Raw genomic sequence first — 23,521 nt, forward strand, 5'->3', positions numbered from 1 at the left:
GATGGCCCGTCCAATCCGTTCGATCACCCTTGGCCTGGCCTGGCGCCTGTTCCTGGCGCAGGCCTTTACCGTGCTGTTCGCGGTGGTCGCGCTGATCCTGACCTGGGGGGACAAGGACTCCTGGGGCATGGACATGTTCGTTGCCGAGGCCGTGGCCAAGGCGGTGCACAGCGAAGGCGGCCGCCTGGTGCTGGACCAGGCGCGCTGGGACAAGCTCGATGCCAACGCCGGCGGCAATCTCTGGTTCGCCGCTGTGGACGACAAGGGCATGTGGCTGGAGCGCGGCACCATTCCGGCGATCCACGCGCCGCTGCTCGCCCGCCTGCCGACCGTGGGTGCCACTGAACTGGGTTCGCTGGTACCGCCCTATCTGGACGTGGCGCGGGTCATGATCCGCAACGAGGATGGGCGCCGCATCACGGTGATGGTTGGTGGCGCACCCAAGGGCGGTCTGCTGGATGGCGCGCTGATGGTGTTGCGCCTGATCGGCCTGTGGTTCTTCCTGCCATTGATCGTCGTCACCCTGCTGGTGATGCCGACCGTGATCCACCGTGCGATGCGAGGCGTGCGCCGTTCCGCGCAGCAGGCCAAGGAACTGGACATCGGCCAGCCCGGTGCGCGCCTGGATGCGCAGCTGGTCTCCACGGAAGTGGCACCGCTGGTGGAAGCGTTCAACGACGCCATCGACAAAGTGCAGCAGGGCTATGCCGCGCGCGACAAGTTCCTCGCCGACGCCGCGCACGAGCTGCGCGTGCCGATCGCCGTGGTGCAGGCGCGCCTGTCGCAGCTGCCGCAGGGCGAGCTGAAATCGCAGCTGCTGACCGACGTGGCACGGCTGGGCAATGTTGCCGAGCACCTGCTCGACCTGCAGCGCCTGGACCGCAACGTGGGTGCATTGCAGCGGCTGGACCTGGCCCTGCTGGTGCGTGAAGCAGCGGCGGACCTGGCGCCGTTGGTGGTTGGCGCCGGTTATGGCTTCGAAGTGGATGCGCCGGAAGCGCCGGTGTGGATCCACGGTGACAGCCTGGCGCTGGGGCGGGTGATCGCCAACCTGGTACACAACGCGATCGTGCATGGCGGTGGCCGAGGCACCATCTGCGTGCGGCTGGATACGCGCGGGTTGCTGGAAGTCAGCGACCAGGGCGCGGGCATTCCGGTGGGCGACCGTGAGGCGATCTTCGAACCGTTCCATCGCCTGCGCGCGGCGGGCAGCGGTAGTGGGCTCGGCCTGCACCTGGTGAAGGAAATCGTGCAGCACCACGGTGGCTCGGTCAGTGTCGGCGAAGCCTCGGGGGGCGGCGCGAGCTTCCGGGTCAACTTCCATCGCGGCAGCGTTCGACGCTGACGCAGCTTCGGGGCAAGTCCCGATAGGCAACCTGCTGCCGGCGGCGGCAGGCTGGCTGCATGGCCGATGAGCGTTCCGCGTCTCCCTTGCTGGGCAGTGGCTCCGCTGCGGCGCTGACGCTGGGCGCGCTGGCCTGCGTGCAGCTGCCGCTGCTGCCGCCGCTGTGGGCCTGCACGCTGATGATCGTGCTCGGCAGCGCAGGGTGGGGGCTGCGCTGGCGCGGGCGTCTGCCTGCGGTCGTGCTGTTCGGTGTCGGCTGGACGGCGGTGCACGGGCACTGGGCGCTGCAGGAGCAGCTTCCACCGGGCCAGCCGCCACGGAATGTGGTGGTCAGTGGCCGGGTCATCGATCTGCCGGATCACGGCGCCGCGCACACCCGCTTCCTGCTGCAGGTCAATGAGAGCACCGACCTGCCATCACTGCGTGGCAAACGCCTGCAGGTCACCTGGAACGATGTCTGGCATGCGCGCGCTGCCGCCGACACCGGCCCTGGGCGGCACCAGGTCCGCGCCGGCGCGCAGTGGAATCTGGCCCTGCGCGTGCGTGCGCCGCGTTCGCGGATCAATCCCGGTGGTTTCGACGGTGAGCGCCATGCGTTGCTGCGAGGCGTGTCCGGCAGTGGGACAGTGCGGGCGCCGGCCAGCGCGCGTGAGCTGCAGGCCGCGCATGGCCTGCCGGCATGGCGTGAGCGCACCAGTGCCGCCATTGCCGCACAGGTGGCCCATCCGGCCGCGCGCTTCGTGCAGGCGTTGGCATTGGGCGATACGCGTGGCCTGTCCGACAGTGATTGGGATCAGTTGCGGGCGCTGGGCCTGACCCATCTGGTGGCCATTTCCGGGTTCCATGTCGGGGTGGTCGCGGGGCTGGGGGCGCTGCTGTGCCGGGGGCTGTGGTGGCTGTGCCCCCTGCTGGCCTGCCGTTGGCCACGTCCGCAGGCGGCGGCCTGCGCCGCGGCCCTGGCCGCAGCAGGCTACGCGCTGCTGGCCGGCGGTGAATTGCCGACCGTGCGCACTGCGCTGATGATCGGGTTGGTCGCACTGGCGCGCAGCGGGCGACGACCGCTCGGTCTCGTGCAGGGGCTTGCGCTGGCGGCGCTGGCGCTGCTGCTACCGGCGCCCCTGGCGGTGCTGTCGGCGGGCTTCTGGCTCAGTTTCGGTGGCGTGTTGTGGCTGGTGTGGTGCCTGCCGCAGGGACGTCCGCGCGGGGTGGCCACCCACCTGCGCGGGTTCCTGGCCGCACAAGGGGTGGCCAGCGTCGGCCTGTTGCCGCTGGGCATCGCCTTGTTCGGGGGCACCGCCTGGCTGGGGCCGCTGGTGAACCTGCCGGTCATCCCGTGGTGGACATTGCTGGTGGTGCCACTGTCGCTGCTGGGCACCGCGCTGCAGGTGCTGCATGACGGGGCCGGGCGCTGGGCGTGGTGCGCTGCGGCGTGGTTGTTCGAGATCAGCTGGCAGGCCCTGCAGCCACTGGCGGCGCATCCGCAGGCGATGTGGTGGCTGGCCGAGGCACCGGCCTGGGCCGTGCCGGCGGCGCTGCTGGGCGTGTTCTGGTGGCTGCTGCCACGCGGTGCCGGGGGCGGGCTGGCTGGCCTGCTGCTGTGCCTGCCGCTGCTGTGGCCGGCGCGTGAGCGCCCGGCCGAGGGGGAACTGGAGCTGCTGGTGCACGATGTTGGCCAGGGTACGGCGGTGTTGCTGCGTACCGCGCGGCATGCGCTCTGGTATGACGTGGGGCCGCCGAACGGGGGCGAGGGGAGTGAGCGGATCCTGGTTCCGTCACTGCGGGCGTTGGGCCAGGCTCCGCCCGAGCGGGTGCTGCTCAGCCACGACGATCTCGATCACGCGGGCAACCTGCCGCGCCTGCGCCTTCAGCTGCCGGGGCTGTCATTGCTGGCGCCGCCGGGCAGTACGATCGCCGGGGCCGGGCGTTGCCAGCGCGGCCTGCGCTGGCACTGGGACGGCGTCGATTTCCAGGTGCTGCACCCGGATGCCGGCAGCCAGCGGGCCGAAAACGAGGACAGCTGCGTGCTGCGCGTGGCCGGCGCCCATGGCGTGGTCCTGTTGCCGGGGGACATCGGCCGTCCGGCCGAACAGGCGCTGTTGCGGGCGTCTCCGGCGGCGCTGAAGGCGGATGTGGTGCTGGTGCCGCACCATGGCAGCGGCGGCAGCTCCAGCGCGCCCTGGGTGGCGGCGGTGTCCCCCCGGCTGGCGCTGGTCTCGGCCGGGCACCAGAACCGTTTCGGCCACCCGCGCCGGGACGTGGTCCGGCGCTGGCAGGCGCAGGGGGCCGAGGTGGTGTCCACCGTGGAGTCCGGTGCGATCCGCGTATGGCTTGGCGCACAAGGGCTGCAGCTGCGTGAACAGCGTATCCATGCATCCCGGTGGTGGGATGCCGCTGGGCGGGCGCGGTCGGCTGCTATCCTATCGCCGATCGAACAAGCGGCCGTTGGGCCGGAGGGTTGAAACGTGTGGGAACTGGTCAAGGCCGGTGGCTGGCCGATGGTGCCGCTGCTGCTGTTGGGCGTACTGGCTTTGGCGATCATCCTGGAGCGTTTCTGGTCCCTGCGGCGAACGGAGGTGCTGCCGCCCGGCCTCGGCCAGGAAGTGCGCAACTGGGCCGCGCGCGGCAAGCTTGACCCGGCGCACCTGCAGACCCTGCGCGCCAACTCGCCGTTGGGCGCGCTGCTGGCGGCCGCGCTGGAAGCCCGCAACCGCCCGCGCGACCAGATCCGCGAGCGCATCGAGGATACCGGCCGCCATCTGGTGCACCGCATGGAGCGTTTCCTCAACGCGCTGGGCACCATCGCTTCGGCCGGCCCGCTGCTGGGCCTGCTGGGCACCGTGATCGGCATGATCCAGATGTTCCTGGGCATCCTCGACCATGGCGTGGGTGATGTGAACCAGCTGGCCGGCGGTATCGGCAAGGCCCTGGTGTGCACCGCCACCGGCATGATCGTGGCCATCCCGGCACTGATGTTCCATCGCTACTTCAAGGGCCGCATCCACGGCTACGTGGTGGAGATGGAGCAGGAAGCCAGCGCCCTGCTGGACACGCTCGACGGTCGCCCGGGGGTGATGAACCCGTCACCGTCGGCACGCCCCGCCAACGCCGCCACGGCGAAGGCCTGATCGATGCGTATCGGCAATGACCGATCCCAGGATGAGCCGCATATCGATCTGGTCCCGCTGATCGACGTCATCCTGGTGCTGATCATCTTCTTCGTGGTCACCACCACCTTCGATGCGCGCTCGACGCTGCAGGTGCAGCTGCCCACCGCCAGCCAGCAGCCCAACAACGAGCCGCCGCGTTCGCTCAGCGTGCTGATCAACGCCGAAGGCCGCTATTTCATCAATGACCAGGAAGTGCTGCGCAGCGATGTCGAGTCGGTCAAGCAGACCATCGCCGCCGTCGCCGGCAGTGATCGCAGCCAGCCCGTGCTGCTGCGCGCCGACGCGCGTACTCCCTACCAGGCCGTGGTGACTGCGCAGGACGCGCTCGGTCAGCTCGGTTTCCGTCGTATCGCCATTGCAACTGCGCCAGAGGTGCGTCCATGAGTTCCCATCACGCGCCGGTGTGGCCGATCTACAAACGTCTGCTGGGCTACACCCGCACCTACTGGGTGTTCATGGTGGGCGCGGTCATCGCCATGGTGGTCGAAGCCCTGGCCGGCTATCACTTCACCAAGCTGATGGAGCCGCTGGTCAACGAAGGTTTCGTCGATCCGCAGCCGCGCGCGGCCGTGGTGCTGCCGCTGACCATCCTCGGCCTGTTCCTGATGCGCAGCGTGGCCACCTGGGTCAGCGACTACACGCTGGCCAAGACCGGCCGCAGCGTGGTCCGCGACCTGCGTGAGCAGGTGCTGCAGAAGTACCTGCACCTGCCGTCGTCGCACTTCGATACCGAAGCGACGCCGGTGATGGTCAGCCGCCTCAACTTCGATACGGAACAGGTCACCCAGGCCAGCGCCGACGCGCTGAAGACCGTGGTGGCCGATACCCTCACCATCATCGCGATGCTGGCGGTGATGCTGCAGATGAGCGTCAAGGTCACCCTGGCGATGCTGGTGGTGGTGCCGCTGATCGGCGTGATCGTGTCCTACGTCGGCAAGCGCTACCGGCGCATCAGCCGCGGCATCCAGGACGGCATGGGCACGATGGCCCAGACCGCCGAGCAGTCGCTGGCCGCGCAGCAGGAAGTGAAGGTGCATGGCACCCAGCAGCACGAGATCTCGCGCTATTCGCGCCTGGCCAACCGCATGCTGGCGCTGAACATGAAGGTCGAGGTCACCCGCGCCGCCGCCTCCAGCGTGGTGCAGTTCCTGGCCGCACTGGCACTGGCGGTGATCGTCTGGGTGTCGACCCGCGAAGCCCTGGCGGGCCGCCTCAATGCCGGCCAGTTCATGGGCCTGATGACCTCGATGATGGCCATCATTCCCTCACTGCGTCGCCTGACCAGCGTACAGACCTCGATTTCGCGCGGTGTTTCCGCCGCCGAGCGCCTGTTCGGCATCATCGACATGCCGGTGGAGCGTGACGAGGGCCAGCACCGCGTGCAGCGCGTACGCGGCGAACTGGCGTTCGACCACGTCATGCTGCGCTACCGCGAAGACAGCGGCATTGCCCTGGATGACATCAGTTTCGTTGCCAGGCCGGGCACGGTGACGGCCATCGTCGGTCGTTCGGGCAGCGGCAAGACCAGCCTGATCCGGCTGGTGCCGCGCTTCTACGAGCCCAGCGGCGGTGTCATCACCCTCGATGGCGTGGCCCTGGACGACTACCCGCTGGCCGACCTGCGCCGCCAGGTGGCGATGGTCGGTCAGAAGGTGATGCTGTTCGACGACACCATCGCCGCCAACATCGCCTATGGCATGGAAGCGACCGACGAGCAGATCCGTGCGGCGGCCGAAGCTGCCAACGCCTGGGAATTCATCGCACGCATGCCGCAGCAGCTGCAGACTCCGGTGGGCGAGAACGGTGCGCTGCTGTCCGGTGGCCAGCGCCAGCGCCTGGCGATTGCCCGCGCGATCCTGCGCGATGCTCCGATCCTGATCCTCGACGAAGCCACTGCGGCGCTGGACAACGAATCCGAGCGCCTGGTGCAGGATGCGCTGCAGCGCCTGATGCCGGAACGCACCACGCTGGTCATCGCGCACCGCCTGTCGACCATCGAGCATGCCGACCAGGTGCTGGTGATGGACCATGGCCGCATCGTTGAACGCGGCACCCACAAGGAGCTGCTCGAACTGGGCGGCCTGTACCAGCATCTGCACAGCATGCAGTTCCGCGAAAGGCAGGACTGATGGCCGGCAAGGGTACCCAGACCCCGCCGTACTGGTACGACGGCAGCCCGGTTCCGTGGACGATGCGCCTGCTGGCGCCCCTGTACGCAGGTGTCACCGCACTGCGCCGGCGCGCCTATCGGCGTGGCTGGCGCAAGCGCCACTCGCTGCCGGTGCCGGTCATCGTGGTCGGCAACATCACCGCCGGTGGTACCGGCAAGACGCCGCTGACCATTGCCCTGGTCGAGCGCCTGCGCGCGGCTGGCTGGAAGCCGGGCGTGGCCAGCCGCGGCTATGGTCGCGAAGACGCCGACAAACCGCTGTGGGTGCAGGCCGATACGCCAACCGCCAAGGGCGGTGACGAACCGGTGCTGATTGCCTGGAAGACCGGCGTGCCAGTGCGCGTGGACCGCGACCGTGTCGCCGCCGGCAAGGCGCTGATCGAGGCCGGCTGCGATGTGATCGTCTGCGACGACGGCCTGCAGCACTACCGCCTGGCGCGCGACATCGAGATCGAAGTGGTCGATGCGCAGCGTCGCTACGGCAATGGCCGGATGATTCCGGCCGGGCCGTTGCGCGAGCCGGTCAGCCGCGCCAGCGAATGCGATTTCCGGGTGGTCAACCTCGGCCAGGCCGATGAGGAAACCGCAGCCCAGGCCTGTGGCTTCGGCCAGTGGCCGATGGCGCTGCACATCGACAGTGCGCAGCCGCTGGCCGGCGGCCGCGCTCGCCCGCTGGCGTACTTCAAGGGCCAGCGCGTGCACGCGGTGGCCGGCATTGCCCATCCCCAGCGCTTCTTCGACATGCTGCGCGCGCGCGGGATCGGCGTGGTGCCGCATGCGTTCGCCGACCACCAGGCCTACCAGCCGCAGGACCTGTCCTTCGGCAGCCAGCTGCCGGTATTGATGACCGAGAAGGACGCGGTGAAATGCCGTGCGTTCGGCAACGACTGGCACTACGCGGTTCCGCTGCGCGCCGAGCTGCCCGCGGCGTTCTGGGTGGCGCTGACCGATCGCCTGGACAAGCTGCGACCGAACTGAGTGGCGCGGCGGCGCTTGCATTCACGCGCCGCTGGCCGCATTCCCGTTGTAACGAGCCTGCCGAGTACCGCCCGCATGACCGAATTCGTCGTCGCCATCCCGGCCCGCTATGCCGCCTCGCGGCTGCCGGGCAAGCCGTTGCGCCCGCTGGGCGGCGAGCCGCTGGTGCTGCATGTGGCGCGCCGCGCGCTGCAGGCCGGTGCCCGTGAAGTCTGGGTGGCGACCGACGATCAGCGCATTGCCGATGCGCTGTCCGGGCTGGCCGAAGTGAAGGTGGCGATGACCGCGACCACGCACGCCTCCGGCACCGATCGCCTGGCCGAATGCGCGCGCATTGCCGGCTGGGCCGATGACACGGTGGTGGTCAACCTGCAGGGTGACGAGCCGTTCGCACCGGCGGCGGGCATCCGCGCGGTGGCCGATGCGCTGGTCGCTGGCAATGCGCCGATGTCGACCCTCGCCACGACCGTCGAGGACGCGCACACCCTGTTCGACCCGAACGTGGTGAAGCTGGTGCGCAACGTGCGCAACGAGGCGATGTACTTCAGCCGCGCGCCGATCGCCTGGCACCGCGACGGCTTCGCACGCAGCCGCGACACGCTGCCGGACGGCCATGCCTGGCTGCGCCACATCGGCATCTACGGCTATCGCGCCGGCTTCCTGCAGCAGTTCGCGGCGATGCCGCCAGGCCAGCTGGAGCAGGTCGAATCGCTGGAGCAGCTGCGCGTGCTGGAAGCGGGCTACCCGATCAGCGTGGCGATCTCGCCCGAGCCGTTCCCGCCGGGCATCGACACGCCCGAGGACCTGGAGCGCGCCGAGGGGCTGCTGCAGGCGATGGCGGCGCGATGAGGCTGCTGGTCGTCTGCCTCGGCAACATCTGCCGTTCGCCGATGGCCGAAGGGGCGCTGCGCGCACGCCTGGATGCCTCGCCGCTGGCCGGGCGGGTGCAGGTTGATTCGGCTGGCACTGGCGACTGGCACGTGGGCGAGCCGCCGGACCGCCGCGCGATCGCCTGCGCGGCCGGGCACGGCGTGGACATCGGCGGCCTGCGCGCACGCCAGCTGCAGGCCGTGGATTTCGACCGTTTCGACTGGATCCTGTGTGCCGACGAGGCGAACCTGCGTGATGCCGGGCGCCTGGCGTCGGCGGCGCAGCGTGAACGGCTGGCGTTGTACCTGCCCTGGTCGGGCGGGCAGGGGCGGGTAGCCATCCCTGATCCCTACACCGGCGGCAGCGATCATTTCGAACAGGTCTGGTCGCTGGTCGACGATGCTGCAAAACGTGCGGTGGCACGACTGTTGCATGACGCTGACTCCGGCATAATCGGGTCATGAACGTCCAGCCCGTCCCGGACCTGCCCGAGTTCGCCACCTGGCTCAATGCCACCCCCTGCACCCTGACCGAACTGCGCGGCCGGCCGGTCGCACTGCTGTTCGTCAATGCGGCCTCCGCCTGGAGTGCGCAACGCCTGGCCGAGTTCGGCCAATGGCTGTCGCGCCACCCCGGCAAGCTGCAGCCGCTGGTGCTGCAGGTGCCGCGCTTCGATTTCGAACGCGATGCCAGTGCCGCACTGAAGCTGCTGCGCCGCCAGGGCCTGGCCATGCCCGTGCTGCTCGATGCCGACTGGGATGGCTGGCGCCGCTTCGGCGTCACCGCCTGGCCGACCATGGTGCTGCTGGACGCGCAGGGCCGCGAGCAGCAGCGGCTGGTCGGGCAGGGAGCACCCGGTGAACTGGAGCGCGCCCTGAACGCGCTGTGCCAGGGCGCGCCTTCGGCGCCGCCGCGCGGCGGCAGCGAACTGCATCCGGAACCGCGCCAGGCGCTGCGTTTCCCGCTGGGGCTGGCGGTCAGCACCGAACGCCTGTACATCGCCGACAGTGGCCATCACCGCATTCTCGAATGCAGCCATGGCGGCCGCATCCTGCGCCAGTTCGGCCTCGGTACCGCCGATTTCATGGACGGCAACCTCGCCGAAGCGGCGTTCCACCGCCCGCAGGCGCTGGTGCTGGAGCGCGATTCGCTGTACGTCGCTGATACCGGCAACCACGCGGTGCGCCGCATCAACCTGCTGACCGGCATCGTCGACACGCTGTGTGGCAACGGGCGTCCCGGTGCGCCGGTGGAAGGTCCGGTGGCGCAGGCGCGGCAGGTCTCGCTGGACCATCCGGTCGGCCTGGCCATCGCCGACAACCAGCTGCACATCGCGATGGCCGGCGACAACCGTATCTGGAGTTACCATCTGGGCCAGCGCAGCCTGCAATGGCGCGCCGGCAGTGGTTCCATCGACGAGCGTGATGGCAGCGGCCACCTGGCTGCCTTTGCCCAGCCGACTGCGCTGGCCGTGGTGCAGCAGGTGCTGTACGTCGCCGACGCATTGGGATCCTCGATCCGTGCACTGCAGCTGCGAGGCGACCTGGTGCAGACGCTGGTCGGGCAGGGGCCCTGGCGCTTCGGCAGTGAAGACGGCCCGCGTGCGCAGGCCAGCCTGCAGTATCCGCAGGCGATCGCATTGAGCGCGGACGCTCCGCTGTTGTGGATTGCCGATACCGGCAACGGTCGCCTGCGCACGCTGCGCCTGGGCGGCGGTGAACTGACCACCCAGCCGCTGCCGCGCCGCCTGCATGGCCCGGCCGGCCTGGCGGTGGGGGCCGGTGCGGTGTGGATCGCCGAGACCGACGCCCATGCCGTGCTGCGATTCGATCCCGACAGTGGCGTGCTCAGCGAAGTCCCGATCAGCGAATGACCGACGTTCCCGCCCCGGCCTTCGACGGCAAGGCCTTCGCGGCCCAGCTCAGTACCGCCCCTGGCGTGTACCGCATGTACGCCGTCGACGACACCCTGCTGTACGTGGGCAAGGCCCGCGCGCTGCGCAACCGTGTCGGCAGCTATTTCAACGGCAGCCCGAAGAACGCGCGGATCATGTCGATGATCTCGCAGATCACGCGCATGGACGTGACCGTGACGCGCTCGGAAGCCGAGGCGTTGCTGCTGGAAAACCAGCTGATCAAGTCGCTGTCGCCGCGCTACAACGTCTCGCTGCGCGACGACAAGACCTACCCGCATGTGCTGCTGACCCGCGAGGATTGGCCGCGCATCGCGCTGCATCGTGGTCCGCGTGCCATTCCCGGGCGCTACTTCGGGCCGTATCCCGGCGTCACCGCCGTGCGCGAGACGCTGAACCTGATGCACAAGCTGTTCAAGCTGCGCAGCTGCGAGGACAGCGTGTTCCGCAACCGCTCACGGCCGTGTCTGCAGTACCAGATCGGTCGCTGCAGCGCGCCCTGCGTGGAGCTGGTGCCGGCGCCGGACTACGCCGAATCGGTGCGTCGCGCCGCACTGTTCCTGGAAGGCAAGAGCGACGAGCTGACCCGTGAGCTGGGCGAGCAGATGCAGGCCGCCAGCGAGGCGCTGGAATTCGAGCAGGCCGCACGCCTGCGCGACCTGATTTCCTCGCTGCGCAGCATGCAGACCCGCCAGTACGTGGACGGCCGCGCCGCCGACCTGGACGTGCTGGCGGTGGCCATGCAGGGCTCGCAGGCCTGCGTGCTGCTGCTGGCCTTCCGTGATGGCCGCAACCTCGGCACCCGCCCGTTCTTCCCGCGCACCAATGGCGAGGAGAGCCCGGAGGAAGTGCTGGCCGCCTTCGTCTCGCAGTACTACATCGAATTCGAGCCGCCGCGCGAGATCCTGCTGGACCGCGAGATTCCCGACGCCGACCTGCTGGTCGCCGCGCTGTCGGCCTCGGCCGAGCGCAAGGTGCAGCTGAAGTGGAACGTGCGCGGCGAGCGCGCCGGCTATGTGGAACTGGCCAGCCGCAACGCGCAGCTGACCCTGGCCACTGAGCTCAACAGCCGCAACGCGCAGCACGCGCGCAGCGATGCGCTGCGCGACATGCTGGGCCTGGCCGAGCCGGTCAAGCGGGTGGAGTGCTTCGACATCAGCCACACCCTGGGCGAAGCCACCGTGGCCTCGTGCGTGGTGTTCGACGCCGCCGGCCCGGTGCGCGCGCAGTACCGCCGCTTCAACATCAGCGGCATCGAGCCGGGCGACGACTACGCCGCCATGCGCCAGGCCATCGACCGCCGTTTCCGCCGCGCAGTGGAAGAGCAGGGCGTGCTGCCGGACGTGCTGCTGATCGACGGTGGCGCCGGCCAGCTGGCGCAGGCACAGGCCGCGCTGGCCGACCTGGGCGTGGAAGGCGTGCTGCTGGTGGGCGTGGCCAAGGGCGTGGAGCGTCGCGCCGGCCACGAAGCGCTGGTGATGCCCGATGGCCGCGAGCTGCGCCCGGGTGCAGCCAACCCGGCACTGCAGTTCATCCAGCAGGTACGCGACGAGGCGCACCGCTTCGCCATCACCGGCCACCGCGGCCGCCGCCAGAAGGCGCGGATGACCAGCAAGCTGGAAGACATTCCCGGCATCGGCCCGCGCCGCCGTGCCAGCCTGCTCAAGCATTTCGGCGGTCTTGTGGGCCTGAAAGCCGCTGGCGAAGCGGAAATCGCCAGGGTGGAAGGCATCAATGACGCCCTCGCGGCGCGTATCTACGCTAACCTGCACGGGTTGGCCACGCCTGATGCGGCCGAGTAGAGAGAGAAGCACGCAAGCATGAAGTTGACCCTGCCCACCTGGCTGACGTTGTTGCGGATCGTGATGATCCCGGTGCTGGTGCTGGTGTTCTACCTGCCCTACACCTGGACCAACTTCGCTTCGGCGGCGATCTTCGGCCTGGCCGCGATCACCGACTGGCTCGATGGCTGGATCGCCCGCCGCTACCAGCTGGAGTCGGCCTTCGGCGCCTTCCTCGACCCGGTCGCGGACAAGCTGATGGTGGCGGTGGCACTGTTCCTGATCGTGCAGGGTCACCCGACGCCGTGGATGGCGTTCTGGGCAGCGGTCATCGTTGGTCGTGAGATCGCGGTGTCGGCGCTGCGCGAGTGGATGGCCGAACTGGGCCAGCGCGCCAAGGTGCGCGTGGCGATGATCGGCAAGATCAAGACCACCGCACAGATGGTCGCGCTGCTGTGCCTGCTGTACTCGGTGGCCCCGAACGTGCCGGTGCAGGACATCTGGATGGGCTGGCCGGTGTTCCACATCGGCGACTGGACCCTGGCGATTGCCGCCGTGCTGACGTTGTGGTCGGGCCTGCAGTACCTTCACGCCGCGTGGCCGAGCCTGCGCGATGACGAGCGCGCGGCGCGCGAGCGTGCGCGGCAGAAGAAGCTGGGCAACTGAGCCCCGGGGTCGGATCCCTTTCCGCAGGAAAGGGCTCTGACCCCATCGATGCACCCATCCACGCATGGCGTGGATCTACGCGACGCGCTGGATGGATCTACGGTGATGCCCCATCCACGCATGGCGTGGATCGACTGGAAATGCTGCATCCACGGATGATGCGGATCTATCGGTTTGTGCGGATGCTGTTGTAGATCCACGCCATGCGTGGATACGCGGCGCGGGGCACCTCGCAGACCCTGAAAAAAGCGCTTGACGCCATTCCCAGAACAGGTAGAATTTCGCCTCCCAAGCGGGAATAGCTCAGTTGGTAGAGCGCAACCTTGCCAAGGTTGAGGTCGCGAGTTCGAGTCTCGTTTCCCGCTCCAGATTCAAGAAAAGCGCTCCCGAAAGGGAGCGTTTTTCGTTGTGCGCGGCCGTGTCCACGCACATCAATCATCATCCTGCGCCGCCGCACGCGAACGCATGCCGGTGATGCGCGCTTCCTCGCGTGCCACCTGGCGGTCGGCAAACCACTCCTGCACATCCCCTGCGAAGCTCGCCGGGCGCCCCTTGCCCTGCACGCCCTCGGCAATCGAGGCCAGACTGGAACGCGCCAGTTCTTCGCGCATGGCCTTCTGCGCATTGATCATCACCGCGTGGATGCCGCACACGCCACGGTTGGCCCATCGCGGCGGGCTGCCATCGAACAGCGCGCAGCGCCCACGGATCTCCTGGCAGTCGAACAGTGCCTTCTGTCCCTCAACGGCATCGACCACATCCAGCACGCTGATGTCTTCGGGCGCCCGCGCCAACTGGTAGCCGCCACGGATACCACCAGTGGACTCGACGATGCCGGCCTTCTCCAGCTTGGGAAAGATCTTTGCCATGAAGGCCGCAGGCACGCCCTGAAGCTCGGCCAGGTCGCGGCTGCTCGGCCGCTGCTCCAGCGGCGGGACCAGCCAGAGCAGGCAGTGCAGGGCGTACTCGACGCCCGTTCCGATGTGGGCCATAGGACCGGTCCATAAAAAATATAACGCGGACTATAGGGGCCTGAGTTACCTGCCGCAACCCTGCGGAACTTCATGCAGATCTTTGATTTCATTGGCGTTGTGGCGGGGAAAAGGAGTAGGGCAGGAAGGCGCCGGCCTGAACCGCGCCGCCGTCAGGCGCTTGCACCACATAACGCGGACTCATGTGATCCGCGTTATGTGGTGCGACGCTGCAGCACATCGCCCACGCCCGTGCCGCCCGCGCACCCGGGCGCCTGAACCCTGATTTCCAGAAGGATTTCCCTCCGTGTCCCAACGCATTCTTGTCATCGGCGCCGGCTTTGCCGGCATGTGGAGCGCGCTCGCCGCCGCCCGTCTTCTCGACCAGGCGGCGCGCCGTGATGTGGAGATCGTGCTGGTTGCGCCGTCGCCGGAGCTGCATGTGCGCCCGCGCCTCTACGAAAAGGGGCCGGAGCGCATGACGGCACCGCTGCGGGCGATCTTCGATGCCGTTGGCGTGCGCTATCTTGCCGGCCGCGTCGAACACATCGACGTCGCCAACCAGAAGGTGCAGGTGGCGGGCACAGGGGCTGATACCGCAGCGCAGACACTGCACTACGACCGCCTGGTGCTGGCCGCCGGTAGTCGTCTGAACTGCCCGCCCATTCCCGGCTTGCAGCAGCACGCCTTCAACGTCGACCAGATTGCCGATGCAGCCCGCCTGCAGGCGCATATGGATGGTCTTGCTGCTCGCCCGCAGAGCGCGGCGCGCAATACGGTGGTGATCGCCGGTGCGGGCTTCACCGGTATCGAAACCGCAGCAGAAATGCCGGTTCGCCTGCGCGAAGTGCTCGGCGCCGATGCCGCGGTGAACGTCATCATGGTCGAGCGCGCCGATGCGCTGGGCCCTGACCTGGGTGAAGGCCCGCGCCCGGTCATCACGCAGGCGCTCAAGGCGTTGGGTGTGTCTTGGCGTCTGGGCTCGGGTGTCGCTCGCGTGGATGCGGAGGGCGTAACGCTGGAAAACGGAGAACGCATCGACGCCGCCACCGTTGTCTGGACTGCTGGTGCACGTGCCAGTGCGTTGACTGCTCAGATTCCCGGCCAGCACGACGCCGTGGGTCGCCTGCACGTGGACCGCACGCTGAAGGCGAACGGTGTCGACGCGGTGTTCGCTACCGGCGACTGCGCGCATGCCGCCACCGATGACGAAGGCAACGTGGCGATGATGTCCTGCCAGCACGCGATGAACCTGGGGCGCTCCGCCGGACACAACGCTGCGGCTGACCTGATCGGGGAAGCGATGATTCCGTATGCGCAACCCAAGTACGTGACCTGTCTGGACCTGGGGCCGTGGGGTGCTGTCTACACCGAGGGCTGGGATCGCCAGGTGGTGCTGTCCGGTGCTGAAGCCAAGGCGCTGAAGACCCGCATCAACACCGAATGGATCTATCCGCCCACGGGTGAGCGCGCGGAGATCCTGGCGTCGGCCGACCCACTGCGGATCGTGGTCGCCTGAGAGCGAGGCGAAGAATATTCAGGCAGCGCCCTCGCACAGGAGCGCTGTTCGTCTGAAGCAGCGCACGGTTGACCCAGCGCGGTGGATCGCCCAGTTTGTCTCCAAAACGAGTAACTCCGCGCATATCATTATGCGCAAAATAATAAAACCATTACCCGCCTTTCAGGTGGCCTGCATTTAAATGCTGCCCTGAAATATGGAGCTCGCCGCTACTCAATCCGATTGTGGCTATTAACAACACACCTGGCCGTTTTATCGCCCAACACAATCATTTTGTCTTCGGATGCATAACCATGCGGATTCTCAGGGGTTCTGTGCACATTCACTCCTCCTCCCCAGCTTGGATTGGCATATGCCTGACCACGTGTAACTTTTGTATCCCGGCCATAGTAGTCCTTGGTCACTGGTGTTTCCGGCCCCTGGGGATCAATTTCAGGGGAGTACTGATAATAATTTTCGTCATACCAATCCTTGACCCACTCCAGTCCATTATCCGACATGGCATAAAGGCCCAATGGATTGGGGGGGAACCTGTCCACCGGCAAGGGCGTAAGCCCCTCCGTGCTCCACGCCATTTGTCTAGCAAAATCCCGACGATCTCGATAGGTGGAAATGTTAATTCCTTTTGGCCCTCCCCCATATTCAGTAAAGTCATCATTTGTCTGCTTATAAGTACCGTCATCAGTGGCCACCATCAAAAACTGCCCTCGGCTGCGTGCCGCGTACTCCCACTGGGCCTCCGTGGGTAATGAGAAAGGAAGATTGGACACTTTAGCCAGCCAGCTGCAATAGCGTTCGGCTTCATACCAGTCCATATGTGCTGGCAAATCAGGTAAAGAATGAATGTTCTTCCACTTCTCCTGTATTGCCCCCACTTCAAAAGAACGCAACTTAAAACCATTGCTTTTAAGATACATCTCAAACTCTTTATTTGAGATCTTGAATCTTGCAATGGAAAAGGTGCTCAACTTGACCTTATGTACTGGCCGACTGTCTTTATCCCAATCATAAGACATCTGCTCCGTCCCATACTGCAATCCATAATCACCCATCAAATATTCACCGCCCTCAACAAACACCAAGTCCCTTTTTACTTCTTCGATAAAATGCTTCATCTCTATCGCAGTTGGCCTGAGTTCCTTATGGTCAACTCCACGCGCCAGCTGGTTGCAGCCTGACAAACTTAAAAAAGCCAAAAAAAATATAGACGCCTTAAAGATCTTCATGATTACTCCAATTAGATTTACCCAGGCAATATCCGCACCGCAAGAGCCAAGCTCGCGGCGTCGCGGGTAATTCGGGTTGCGGCCAACGTTCAGCTTGTAATGGGCTGTATCATTCATAGCGAGCGCATAACCGGAAGAGATAAATGCCTTCAGCCGATCCTAAATTGTAGCCAATTCGCTTCGCTCATATTTTATTTCATAGAATTCTCTATCTCGATCCTTCCCTGACTTAAGAAGGTCTACCAAGCTTCGCTCATGCCGCTCGGCGGCGTCCCAAGCGTTCATGATTTAGGCGCGCATAGAAGTAGCCACTTTCACTGGGGACGTCCTCATCGTGGTCAATTGCGTCACCCAGCGCGGTATAGGGTTCGCCGTAGTGATAGCCTTTGCTGCCAAGATACTCAGATATTGTATTGAATGGCTCTATTAGGAATAGCTCCCGGTTCACGGTGTTCTCAGGCCATTGCTTGATCCATCTGCGCACTTTCCTGTCTAGCCGGCGGATCTGGTTTTCAGTGCTCATTTCTCTCTCTGGTTTTGCATGGATCTGGACGGGAGGGCGGATGCTTGAAGCATCGGACTATCGATCCCGGTTTTAGTCCCGTCCATGCAATTAGTCTGAAAGCCGCCATGCCTCGCCAGCTGTCAGTCACTTCATCCCCACTTCACCGCCACCCCATCGCCCCGCCCCGCACGCTGGCGATGCTGCATCTCCGTTTCAATCAAGAGATGCCGCGATGCCCCACATGTCCTCTGCCTACGACCACGACCTGGTCATAGTTGGCGCAAGCTTCGCCGGTGCGGCCTGCGCACTGGCCGCTGCCCAGTACGGCCTGCGCGTCTGCGTGATCGAACGCAAAACCGATCCCGGCGAACGCCTGCACACCACCGGCATCGTGGTGAAGGAAGCGATGGAGCAGACCTGGCTGGGGCGCATGCCCGAACACCTGGTGCAACGCGTTGCCAATGTGCGGCTGTATGCGCCGAACCTGCGCAGCGTGCTGCTGACCGCACCGGGCTATTACTTCCTCACCACCGATACGCCCAACCTGATGCGCTGGCTGGCCAGCGAACTGCGCGCGAATGGTGTCGACCTTCGCCTGCAGCAGTCCTTCACCGACGCCCATCGCAATGGTGACGGCTGGCAGGTGGAAGGGGCGGGGCGGTGCGCCTATCTGGTCGGCGCCGATGGCGCGCGCTCACGCGTGGCCCGGCGCACTGGCCTCGGCCAGGTGCGCGACAATCTCTTCGGTGTCGAACGCGAGTTCGCCGGCTTGCAACTGCCGCAGGGTGATGCGTTGCATTGCTTCGTCAGCAAGCGCTATGCGCCGGGCTACATCGGCTGGGTCGCGCAGAATCCAACCGGCCTGCAGGTCGGGCTGGCGGTTCGCCATGACCCGGACCGGGTGCGGCCGCCAGATATCGATGGCTTCCTTGAGCATGTGCGCGATGTGGTCGGCATTCCGCCCTCGGCGCGTCCTTCGGCCACCCGCGCCGGCCTGGTGCCCTGCGGCCGGCCGGATGGGCCGATCACCGGCCAACGCCTGATCCTGACCGGCGACGCAGCGGGCATCGTCTCGCCGCTGTCCGCCGGGGGCATCCACTCCTCGTGGCGGCACGGCTGGGCGGTCGGCGAGGCGATTGCCCGCCATCTGCGTGGCCAAGGACCGGACGCCGAGCGGGTAGCGCAGAAGGTCGCCCCGGCCTTCCATTGCAAGCGCCTGCTGCGCTGGGCGATGGATCACCTGCAGGCCGATTGGCCGCTCAATGCGCTGCTGCACACGGCTGCCACGCGGCGCGTCGCCGAGCAGATCTACTTTCATCGCCGCGGCCTGCGCACGTGAAGGGAGCAGGCAGCGCCGCCTGAACGCCGCCCTTCACTTCACGTGAAAATTCCTGTTGACGCCGTGCAGCAATATCGACACAATAGCGCTCCTTCGACGCAGGTCGAACGAAATCTGCGGGAATAGCTCAGTTGGTAGAGCGCAACCTTGCCAAGGTTGAGGTCGCGAGTTCGAGTCTCGTTTCCCGCTCCAGATTCAAGAACAACGCTCCCGCAAGGGGGCGTTTTTCGTTTGTCACACCGGTTGCACCACCGCCGCGCTAGCGTGCCTTGCCGGGCAGTGCGCTGCACCAGGTCCGGACATCCTGCTGGTCGAAACCGGGGCAGCGGTTGTCCTGCGGGATGTAGATGTAGGGGACGTCATCTTCGTAGGTGAAGTGGTAGTAGTAGTTCCGGTCCTTTCCGTACAACCAGTAGTTCGACGAGCCGTCGTTGATCGCATACGGTTCGAAGGTGAGGATCGAGGATTCGGCAGGAATGAAGTTGCTGCGCTCCATCAGGAGCAGCAGGGCGTTCGAGGCCAGTGGGGTGGCCAGCGCGACAGCGAGCGCAGCGACAATCAATGTCGTGATCGAGGCAGTCAACAGCCAGCGGCGGGGACGTTTCACAGGCAGGCAGCATCGAAGCAAGACAGTGCCGCAATGTGCAATACGCAGTGAAAGGCGTCCAGTGTTCCGCGCGGGGAACGCATTGAAAGCGTAGTGAAAGGCTGGGTCAGCGTTGCCTGAACCGCACGCGTGTTGTGACCTTTTTCGGACCAATTCTCCATGTTCGCTCCACAATCGCACGGTAGCCTTCATGCTCCTTCTACACGTTGGCGGGCTGGTGGTCAGGCGTATCACTCCAGTGGCAGTGCCCAGGACCGGGCGCGGATTTTCCCTGCAGGCAGTGCTGCGCCCCGGCGCGCTGCTCGCAAGCCTGGCCTTGGCGGGCTGCATGTCGGTGCCGGTTCCGGACCTGCCTGATCGCACGCCCAGCACCTGGACCCAGGTACCGCAGGGCCAGGGCGTGGCAGTGGACGCCAAACAGTGGTGGAAAGTGTTGTCCGACCCGGCGCTGGATGGACTGGTCGATCAGGCCATCACCGGCAACCTCGACCTGCAGCAGGCCACGCTGCGCCTGCAGGCCGTGCGGATTGTCGCCGGCACTTCGGACTCGCGCTTCCTGCCGGAAATCTCGGCCAGCGCCAAGCAGGTGCAGGATGCCGCTGCGGTCGACACCTATTTCCACGCCGGTATCGAAGCGATCTGGGACCTGGGCCTGTTCGGCGCCGCCGAGAGCGCGCAGTTGAGTGCACAGGCGTCAGCCGGCAATGCCGAGGCGCTGCGCAATGCCGCGCAGGTCGCGGTGATCGCCGACGTGGTGCGCAGCTATCTGGATCTGACCGTGGCACAGGCCCAGCAGGACCTTCTGGCCCGCCAGCAGGCGGTGGACGATCGTGGCGAACAGTTGGCCCTGGTACGCCAGCGCCTGCGCCTGGATGAGCCCGGCGAACTTGATCGCCTGCGTGCACGCCAGGCGGCGACCCGGGCGGCCACGGCGCAGGCCCGCGAAAATGCGGACAACGCTGCCCGCGCGCTGGCCCTGCTGCTGGGCCGTGATGGCCCGGACCCGGCCTGGCGCGCCTATCGCACGCCGCCGACGCTGGGTGCGTTCTCGCTGCAGCAGGTACCGGCCGATCTGCTGCGCCATCGGCCGCAGATCCTGCTGGCCGAATCGGAGGTGATGCAGGCTGCTGCCAGCAAGGGCTCCGCGCGCGCCGCGATGTATCCGCGGGTCAGTCTCGGCGGCTCGATCCTGTACGCGTACAACCTTACCCAGAACGCCCGCTCGAACTCCGACTCCAGTCCGTCGATCGGCCCGTACATCGATATTCCGCTGTGGGACTGGGGCCAGCGTCGCGCGCGTTTCCATGCCGATGAAAAGCAGCTGGATGCCGCGCTGCTCGGCTACCGCAAGGCGGTGCTGGAAGGTGTGAGCGAAGTGGAAGGCGCACTGGGCAGCCTGGCGCGGCAGGACAGCAGCATCCAGTCGCTGCGTGCGGCCGATGATGCCGCCGGCCAGCAGGTCAAGCGCCAGGCGCGGCAGGTGCAGCTTGGCCTGTCCAGCGAATTCGATGGGCTCGACACGCAGCGTGCCGCACTGGCCTCGCAGGCCGATCTGATCGGTGCGCAGGGCGCGCGTGTGCTCGCATTCGCCTCGCTGTACCGCTCCCTGGGCGGCGCACCGCTGCCGGTCGAGGCTGAGGGCGAGTCGCAATGATCGCACTGGCCCGCAAGACCTTGGCCTACGAGTGGCGCCGGTTCCTGCCGGTGGTGCTGGCGATGTGTTTCGCTGGCGTGCTGTTGATCGTGCAGGCGGCACTGGTGCTGGGCATCTTCGGTACCGCCGCGATCTACGTGAAGGCTTCATCCGCCGATATCTGGGCCGGTTTCCCCGGCACCCAGAGCGTCAACTACGGCCATGCAATCAGCGCGGATGTGGAAAGCCATCTGCGTATGGACCAGGATGTCACCCGCGTCGAACCCTACGAGTGGGTCGATGGCGAATGGCGGTCCGGCGCGCAGGGCACTGGCAACGTGTCGGTGTATCTGTCCGGCATCTCCACCCGGGACGACGCGATGATGTTCGCGCGCATCCTCCCTGCCGACCTGCGCGCGCAGCTGCGTGAGCCGGGTGCGGTGATCGTCGACAGCGCCGATCTGGATACGCTGGGCGTGGACCTGCAGAACAACCGTGCGTGGATCAACGGCAAGGCGGTGCGCGTGGTCGCTGCGCAACCCGGCCTGCGTGGCCTCGGTGGCGTCAATGTGCTGGCGTCGCTGGATACCGCGCGCGCCATTGCTGGCACCGATCCGCACGAGGGCAGTACCTATTTCGTGGCGGGCCTGCGTTCGCCGGACCTGGCCGACCGCGTGCGCGACCGCCTGGCCGCGTCGATGGGGCAGGCCACGCCGGTCGAGTTCTGGACTGCACCGGAGTTCGCCAGCCGTTCGCAGCAATACTGGCTGTTCGATACCGGTGCCGGCATCGCGGTGCTGTTCATGGCCGTCATCGTCTGCTTCGTCGGCGCAGTGATCACCAACCAGTCATTTGCTTCCGTGGTGGCCGGCTCGGTGCGCGAGTACGCCACGCTCAACGCACTCGGTGCCGGGCGCTATGCGCTGGCGCGGGTGGTGTTCGAGCAGGCATTGCTGATCGGCGGCGTGGGCATGTTGCTGGCGGCGGCGTTCAGCACCGTCGTGCTGTTGATCGCACAGACCCAGCGCGTGCCGGTGCAGCTGACGCCGATGGTCATCATCGGCTGCGTAGCGCTGGTCGCGGTGATGGCCATGCTGTCGAGCATCATGGCGGTACGCAGTGTCGTCCGCTCCGATCCATCGTTGCTGCTGCGTTGAGGACCGGCCGATGACTTCTACACGCGCCGTCGCCCCGACCCTGCAGGCCGACGCACTGGAAAAGGGCTTCATGTCCGGCGATGTACAGGTGCCGGTGCTGCGCGGCCTGTCGCTGGACATCTATCCCGGCGAGCTGACGCTGGTGTCGGGCCCATCCGGCTGCGGCAAGAGCACGCTGCTGTCGCTGCTGTCCGGCCTGTCATCGCCCGATGGCGGTCGCGTGCACGCGCTCGGCCAGGACGTGGGCCACATGAGTCGCAGTGAAGTGGAGCGCTTCCGCCTGCACCATGTCGGTTTCGTGTTCCAGGGCTTCAACCTGTTCCCGGCGCTGACCGCGCTGGAGCAGGTGCAGTTGCCGCTGGGTTACCGCGGCATGAGCAATCGCGAAAGCGAACCGCTGGCCCGCAAGGCACTTGAAGAGGTGGGCCTCAGCCACCGCAGCCACATGCGCCCGGCGCAGCTGTCCGGCGGCGAGAAGCAGCGTGTGGCCGTTGCCCGCGCCTTCGCCAAGTCGCCGACGCTGATCTTCGCCGACGAACCCACCAGCGCGCTGGACGCCGAGAACGGCCAGCGCGTGATCGACATCCTGCACCGCTACGCACGTGCGCATGGCGCTACCGTGCTGTGCGTGAGCCACGATCCGCGCCTGATCCGGCATGCCGATCGGGTGATCGCCATGGAAGACGGCATGGTCCGTGATGACCGCCGCCAGAACGAAACTGTAGAGTCCGCCCCATGACCAAGACGTCGCACCTGCTCCCCCTCAGCCTGGCCCTGTCCGCGGCACTGCTGCTCGGCGCCTGTTCCAAGGACGCGCCTGCACCCGCGCCGGCGCCTTCGGGCAAGGCCGACGCCACCGCCGGCAAGGTCGCGGTGGCGCGCGGCATCATCGACGTCGAGGGTGGCCTGATCGCGCTGGCGCCGCCGGTGGATGGTTCGATCACCGCCGCGCCGGTGAAGGAGGGCGCCACGGTGAAGAAGGGACAGTTGCTGCTGTCGCTGGATGGTGCCCTGCTGCAGCAGGAGGTGGCGATGGCCACCGCCGATCTCGCCCTGGCCAATGACCGCCTGAAGGGCAGCCAGGCGCAGCTGCGCGAACTGGAGCGCAACGCGACCCGTCTGTCCACCGGCGCCAGCGAAGGCGTGTCGTCCAACCAGCAGGCCGATGCGGCCAAGCAGCAGCTGGCAGGTGTGCGCGCCGATGTTGATGTGGCCGGTGCGCAGGTCGACATGGCCCAGCACAAGCTTGAACACGCAAAACTGAAACTGCAGCAGATGTCGCTGAGCGCGCCGGAAGCCGGCACCGTGGTCGGACAGGTGCCGGGGCTCGGTGCCTTCGTGCAGGCTGGCAAGCCGGCGATCTCGCTGCTGCCGGCGCGTTCGCTGCAGGTGCGCGCCGAACTCAGCGCCGCCTATGCCGATGCCGTGCAGGTGGGCATGAAGGCCACTGTGGTGCCGGACAGCGATGGTGCCGAGAACACCAGCACGCTGCCGTCCGCACGCGTGGTGCGCATCAGCCCCGTGTTCGCGCAGGCACGCCTGCCCGAAGATGCCGGGCGTGGCGTGGCCAAGGTGGTGGAGTGTGTGCTGGAGTTCGAAGGTGAGGCCAAGGCCCGCTTCGGCCAGCATGTGCGGGTGGAGTTCCGGAAGTAAGCCTGGTGTTGCGACGGGGCCG

21 protein-coding genes and 2 tRNA genes are annotated in these 23,521 nt (G+C 66.7%); 19 read left to right on the forward strand and 4 right to left on the reverse strand.

From position 1 onward, the window contains the following. Position 1: 1 nt before the first annotated feature. From AB1281_RS05645 to AB1281_RS05700, 12 genes are all read left to right on the forward strand, one after another. Complete coding sequence (locus AB1281_RS05645; protein WP_014036617.1) at positions 2 to 1,345, forward strand: sensor histidine kinase; 1,344 nt, start codon at positions 2 to 4, stop codon at positions 1,343 to 1,345. A gap of 59 nt (positions 1,346 to 1,404) precedes the next feature. Continuing rightward, complete coding sequence (locus AB1281_RS05650) at positions 1,405 to 3,804, forward strand: DNA internalization-related competence protein ComEC/Rec2 (RefSeq protein ID WP_430345270.1); 2,400 nt, start codon at positions 1,405 to 1,407, stop codon at positions 3,802 to 3,804. 3 nt (positions 3,805 to 3,807) lie between these two features. Then, positions 3,808 to 4,470: a MotA/TolQ/ExbB proton channel family protein gene (locus tag AB1281_RS05655; RefSeq protein ID WP_014036619.1), complete on the forward strand. Its 663-nt coding sequence runs from the start codon at positions 3,808 to 3,810 to the stop codon at positions 4,468 to 4,470. A 3-nt stretch (positions 4,471 to 4,473) separates the two neighbouring features. Continuing rightward, complete coding sequence (locus AB1281_RS05660) at positions 4,474 to 4,896, forward strand: ExbD/TolR family protein (RefSeq protein ID WP_014036620.1); 423 nt, start codon at positions 4,474 to 4,476, stop codon at positions 4,894 to 4,896. Continuing rightward, positions 4,893 to 6,641, forward strand: a complete 1,749-nt coding sequence (msbA, locus tag AB1281_RS05665) for a lipid A export permease/ATP-binding protein MsbA (protein WP_075674846.1) — start codon at positions 4,893 to 4,895, stop codon at positions 6,639 to 6,641. Before AB1281_RS05660 ends, msbA begins: the two co-directional genes overlap by 4 nt. After that, positions 6,641 to 7,660 carry a tetraacyldisaccharide 4'-kinase gene (gene lpxK / locus AB1281_RS05670; protein ID WP_164116573.1) on the forward strand — a complete coding sequence of 340 codons (1,020 nt, stop codon included), beginning with the start codon at positions 6,641 to 6,643 and terminating at the stop codon, positions 7,658 to 7,660. The genes msbA and lpxK overlap by 1 nt, the downstream gene beginning before the upstream one ends. Positions 7,661 to 7,735: 75 nt before the next feature. Beyond that, positions 7,736 to 8,509, forward strand: coding sequence for a 3-deoxy-manno-octulosonate cytidylyltransferase (gene kdsB / locus AB1281_RS05675; RefSeq protein WP_049446020.1), 774 nt, complete (start codon positions 7,736 to 7,738; stop codon positions 8,507 to 8,509). Next, positions 8,506 to 8,994 carry a low molecular weight protein-tyrosine-phosphatase gene (locus AB1281_RS05680; RefSeq protein WP_075674843.1) on the forward strand — a complete coding sequence of 163 codons (489 nt, stop codon included), beginning with the start codon at positions 8,506 to 8,508 and terminating at the stop codon, positions 8,992 to 8,994. Before kdsB ends, AB1281_RS05680 begins: the two co-directional genes overlap by 4 nt. Further along, positions 8,991 to 10,403: a hypothetical protein gene (locus tag AB1281_RS05685; RefSeq protein ID WP_014036625.1), complete on the forward strand. Its 1,413-nt coding sequence runs from the start codon at positions 8,991 to 8,993 to the stop codon at positions 10,401 to 10,403. Before AB1281_RS05680 ends, AB1281_RS05685 begins: the two co-directional genes overlap by 4 nt. Next, positions 10,400 to 12,244, forward strand: coding sequence for an excinuclease ABC subunit UvrC (uvrC, locus tag AB1281_RS05690; RefSeq protein WP_430345271.1), 1,845 nt, complete (start codon positions 10,400 to 10,402; stop codon positions 12,242 to 12,244). Before AB1281_RS05685 ends, uvrC begins: the two co-directional genes overlap by 4 nt. 18 nt (positions 12,245 to 12,262) lie before the next feature. Next, positions 12,263 to 12,889, forward strand: a complete 627-nt coding sequence (gene pgsA, locus AB1281_RS05695; RefSeq protein ID WP_014036627.1) for a CDP-diacylglycerol--glycerol-3-phosphate 3-phosphatidyltransferase — start codon at positions 12,263 to 12,265, stop codon at positions 12,887 to 12,889. A 292-nt stretch (positions 12,890 to 13,181) separates the two neighbouring features. Further along, positions 13,182 to 13,257 (forward strand) — tRNA-Gly (locus AB1281_RS05700). A 63-nt stretch (positions 13,258 to 13,320) separates the two neighbouring features. Here AB1281_RS05700 and AB1281_RS05705 read toward each other — a convergent pair. Beyond that, positions 13,321 to 13,881 (reverse strand): RrF2 family transcriptional regulator, encoded by a 561-nt coding sequence (locus AB1281_RS05705; protein ID WP_126927770.1) that lies wholly within the window; start codon positions 13,879 to 13,881, stop codon positions 13,321 to 13,323. A 286-nt stretch (positions 13,882 to 14,167) separates the two neighbouring features. On the opposite strand from AB1281_RS05705, the gene AB1281_RS05710 reads away from it, so the two are divergent. Continuing rightward, positions 14,168 to 15,379, forward strand: a complete 1,212-nt coding sequence (locus AB1281_RS05710; protein WP_430345272.1) for an NAD(P)/FAD-dependent oxidoreductase — start codon at positions 14,168 to 14,170, stop codon at positions 15,377 to 15,379. A 209-nt stretch (positions 15,380 to 15,588) separates the two neighbouring features. Here AB1281_RS05710 and AB1281_RS05715 read toward each other — a convergent pair whose 3' ends face one another. Both AB1281_RS05715 and AB1281_RS05720 read right to left on the reverse strand, forming a co-directional pair. After that, complete coding sequence (locus AB1281_RS05715; RefSeq protein ID WP_430345273.1) at positions 15,589 to 16,722, reverse strand: formylglycine-generating enzyme family protein; 1,134 nt, start codon at positions 16,720 to 16,722, stop codon at positions 15,589 to 15,591. A 136-nt stretch (positions 16,723 to 16,858) separates the two neighbouring features. Then, a complete protein-coding gene (locus AB1281_RS05720; RefSeq protein ID WP_430345274.1) occupies positions 16,859 to 17,128 on the reverse strand; it encodes a hypothetical protein in 270 nt (89 codons plus the stop codon). A gap of 214 nt (positions 17,129 to 17,342) precedes the next feature. On the opposite strand from AB1281_RS05720, the gene AB1281_RS05725 reads away from it, so the two are divergent. Together AB1281_RS05725 and AB1281_RS05730 are read left to right on the forward strand one after the other, a co-directional pair. Continuing rightward, positions 17,343 to 18,449 carry an NAD(P)/FAD-dependent oxidoreductase gene (locus tag AB1281_RS05725; RefSeq protein ID WP_430345275.1) on the forward strand — a complete coding sequence of 369 codons (1,107 nt, stop codon included), beginning with the start codon at positions 17,343 to 17,345 and terminating at the stop codon, positions 18,447 to 18,449. A 116-nt stretch (positions 18,450 to 18,565) separates the two neighbouring features. Further along, positions 18,566 to 18,641 (forward strand) — tRNA-Gly (locus AB1281_RS05730). Between the two features lie 67 nt (positions 18,642 to 18,708). Here AB1281_RS05730 and AB1281_RS05735 read toward each other — a convergent pair. Further along, the gene (locus tag AB1281_RS05735; protein ID WP_430345276.1) at positions 18,709 to 19,056 is read right to left on the reverse strand and encodes a hypothetical protein; all 348 of its coding nucleotides are present in this window, start codon (positions 19,054 to 19,056) and stop codon (positions 18,709 to 18,711) included. Between the two features lie 190 nt (positions 19,057 to 19,246). Between AB1281_RS05735 and AB1281_RS05740 the strand changes: the two genes are divergently transcribed. Genes AB1281_RS05740 through AB1281_RS05755 form a run of 4 tightly spaced genes read left to right on the forward strand, consistent with a single transcriptional unit; the run spans position 19,247 to position 23,499 of the window. Beyond that, positions 19,247 to 20,710 (forward strand): TolC family protein, encoded by a 1,464-nt coding sequence (locus tag AB1281_RS05740; RefSeq protein ID WP_430345277.1) that lies wholly within the window; start codon positions 19,247 to 19,249, stop codon positions 20,708 to 20,710. Beyond that, on the forward strand, positions 20,707 to 21,846 hold the full coding sequence (locus AB1281_RS05745; RefSeq protein WP_430345278.1) for an ABC transporter permease: 1,140 nt from the start codon (positions 20,707 to 20,709) through the stop codon (positions 21,844 to 21,846). The genes AB1281_RS05740 and AB1281_RS05745 overlap by 4 nt, the downstream gene beginning before the upstream one ends. Positions 21,847 to 21,856: 10 nt before the next feature. Continuing rightward, on the forward strand, positions 21,857 to 22,585 hold the full coding sequence (locus AB1281_RS05750; RefSeq protein ID WP_049446034.1) for an ABC transporter ATP-binding protein: 729 nt from the start codon (positions 21,857 to 21,859) through the stop codon (positions 22,583 to 22,585). Beyond that, positions 22,582 to 23,499: an HlyD family secretion protein gene (locus AB1281_RS05755; protein WP_430345279.1), complete on the forward strand. Its 918-nt coding sequence runs from the start codon at positions 22,582 to 22,584 to the stop codon at positions 23,497 to 23,499. The genes AB1281_RS05750 and AB1281_RS05755 overlap by 4 nt, the downstream gene beginning before the upstream one ends. Positions 23,500 to 23,521 lie beyond the last annotated feature (22 nt).

The sequence above is a fragment of the Stenotrophomonas sp. NRRL B-14846 genome, assembly GCF_050473585.1.
In the GTDB taxonomy this organism is placed as follows: Bacteria; Pseudomonadota; Gammaproteobacteria; order Xanthomonadales; family Xanthomonadaceae; genus Stenotrophomonas.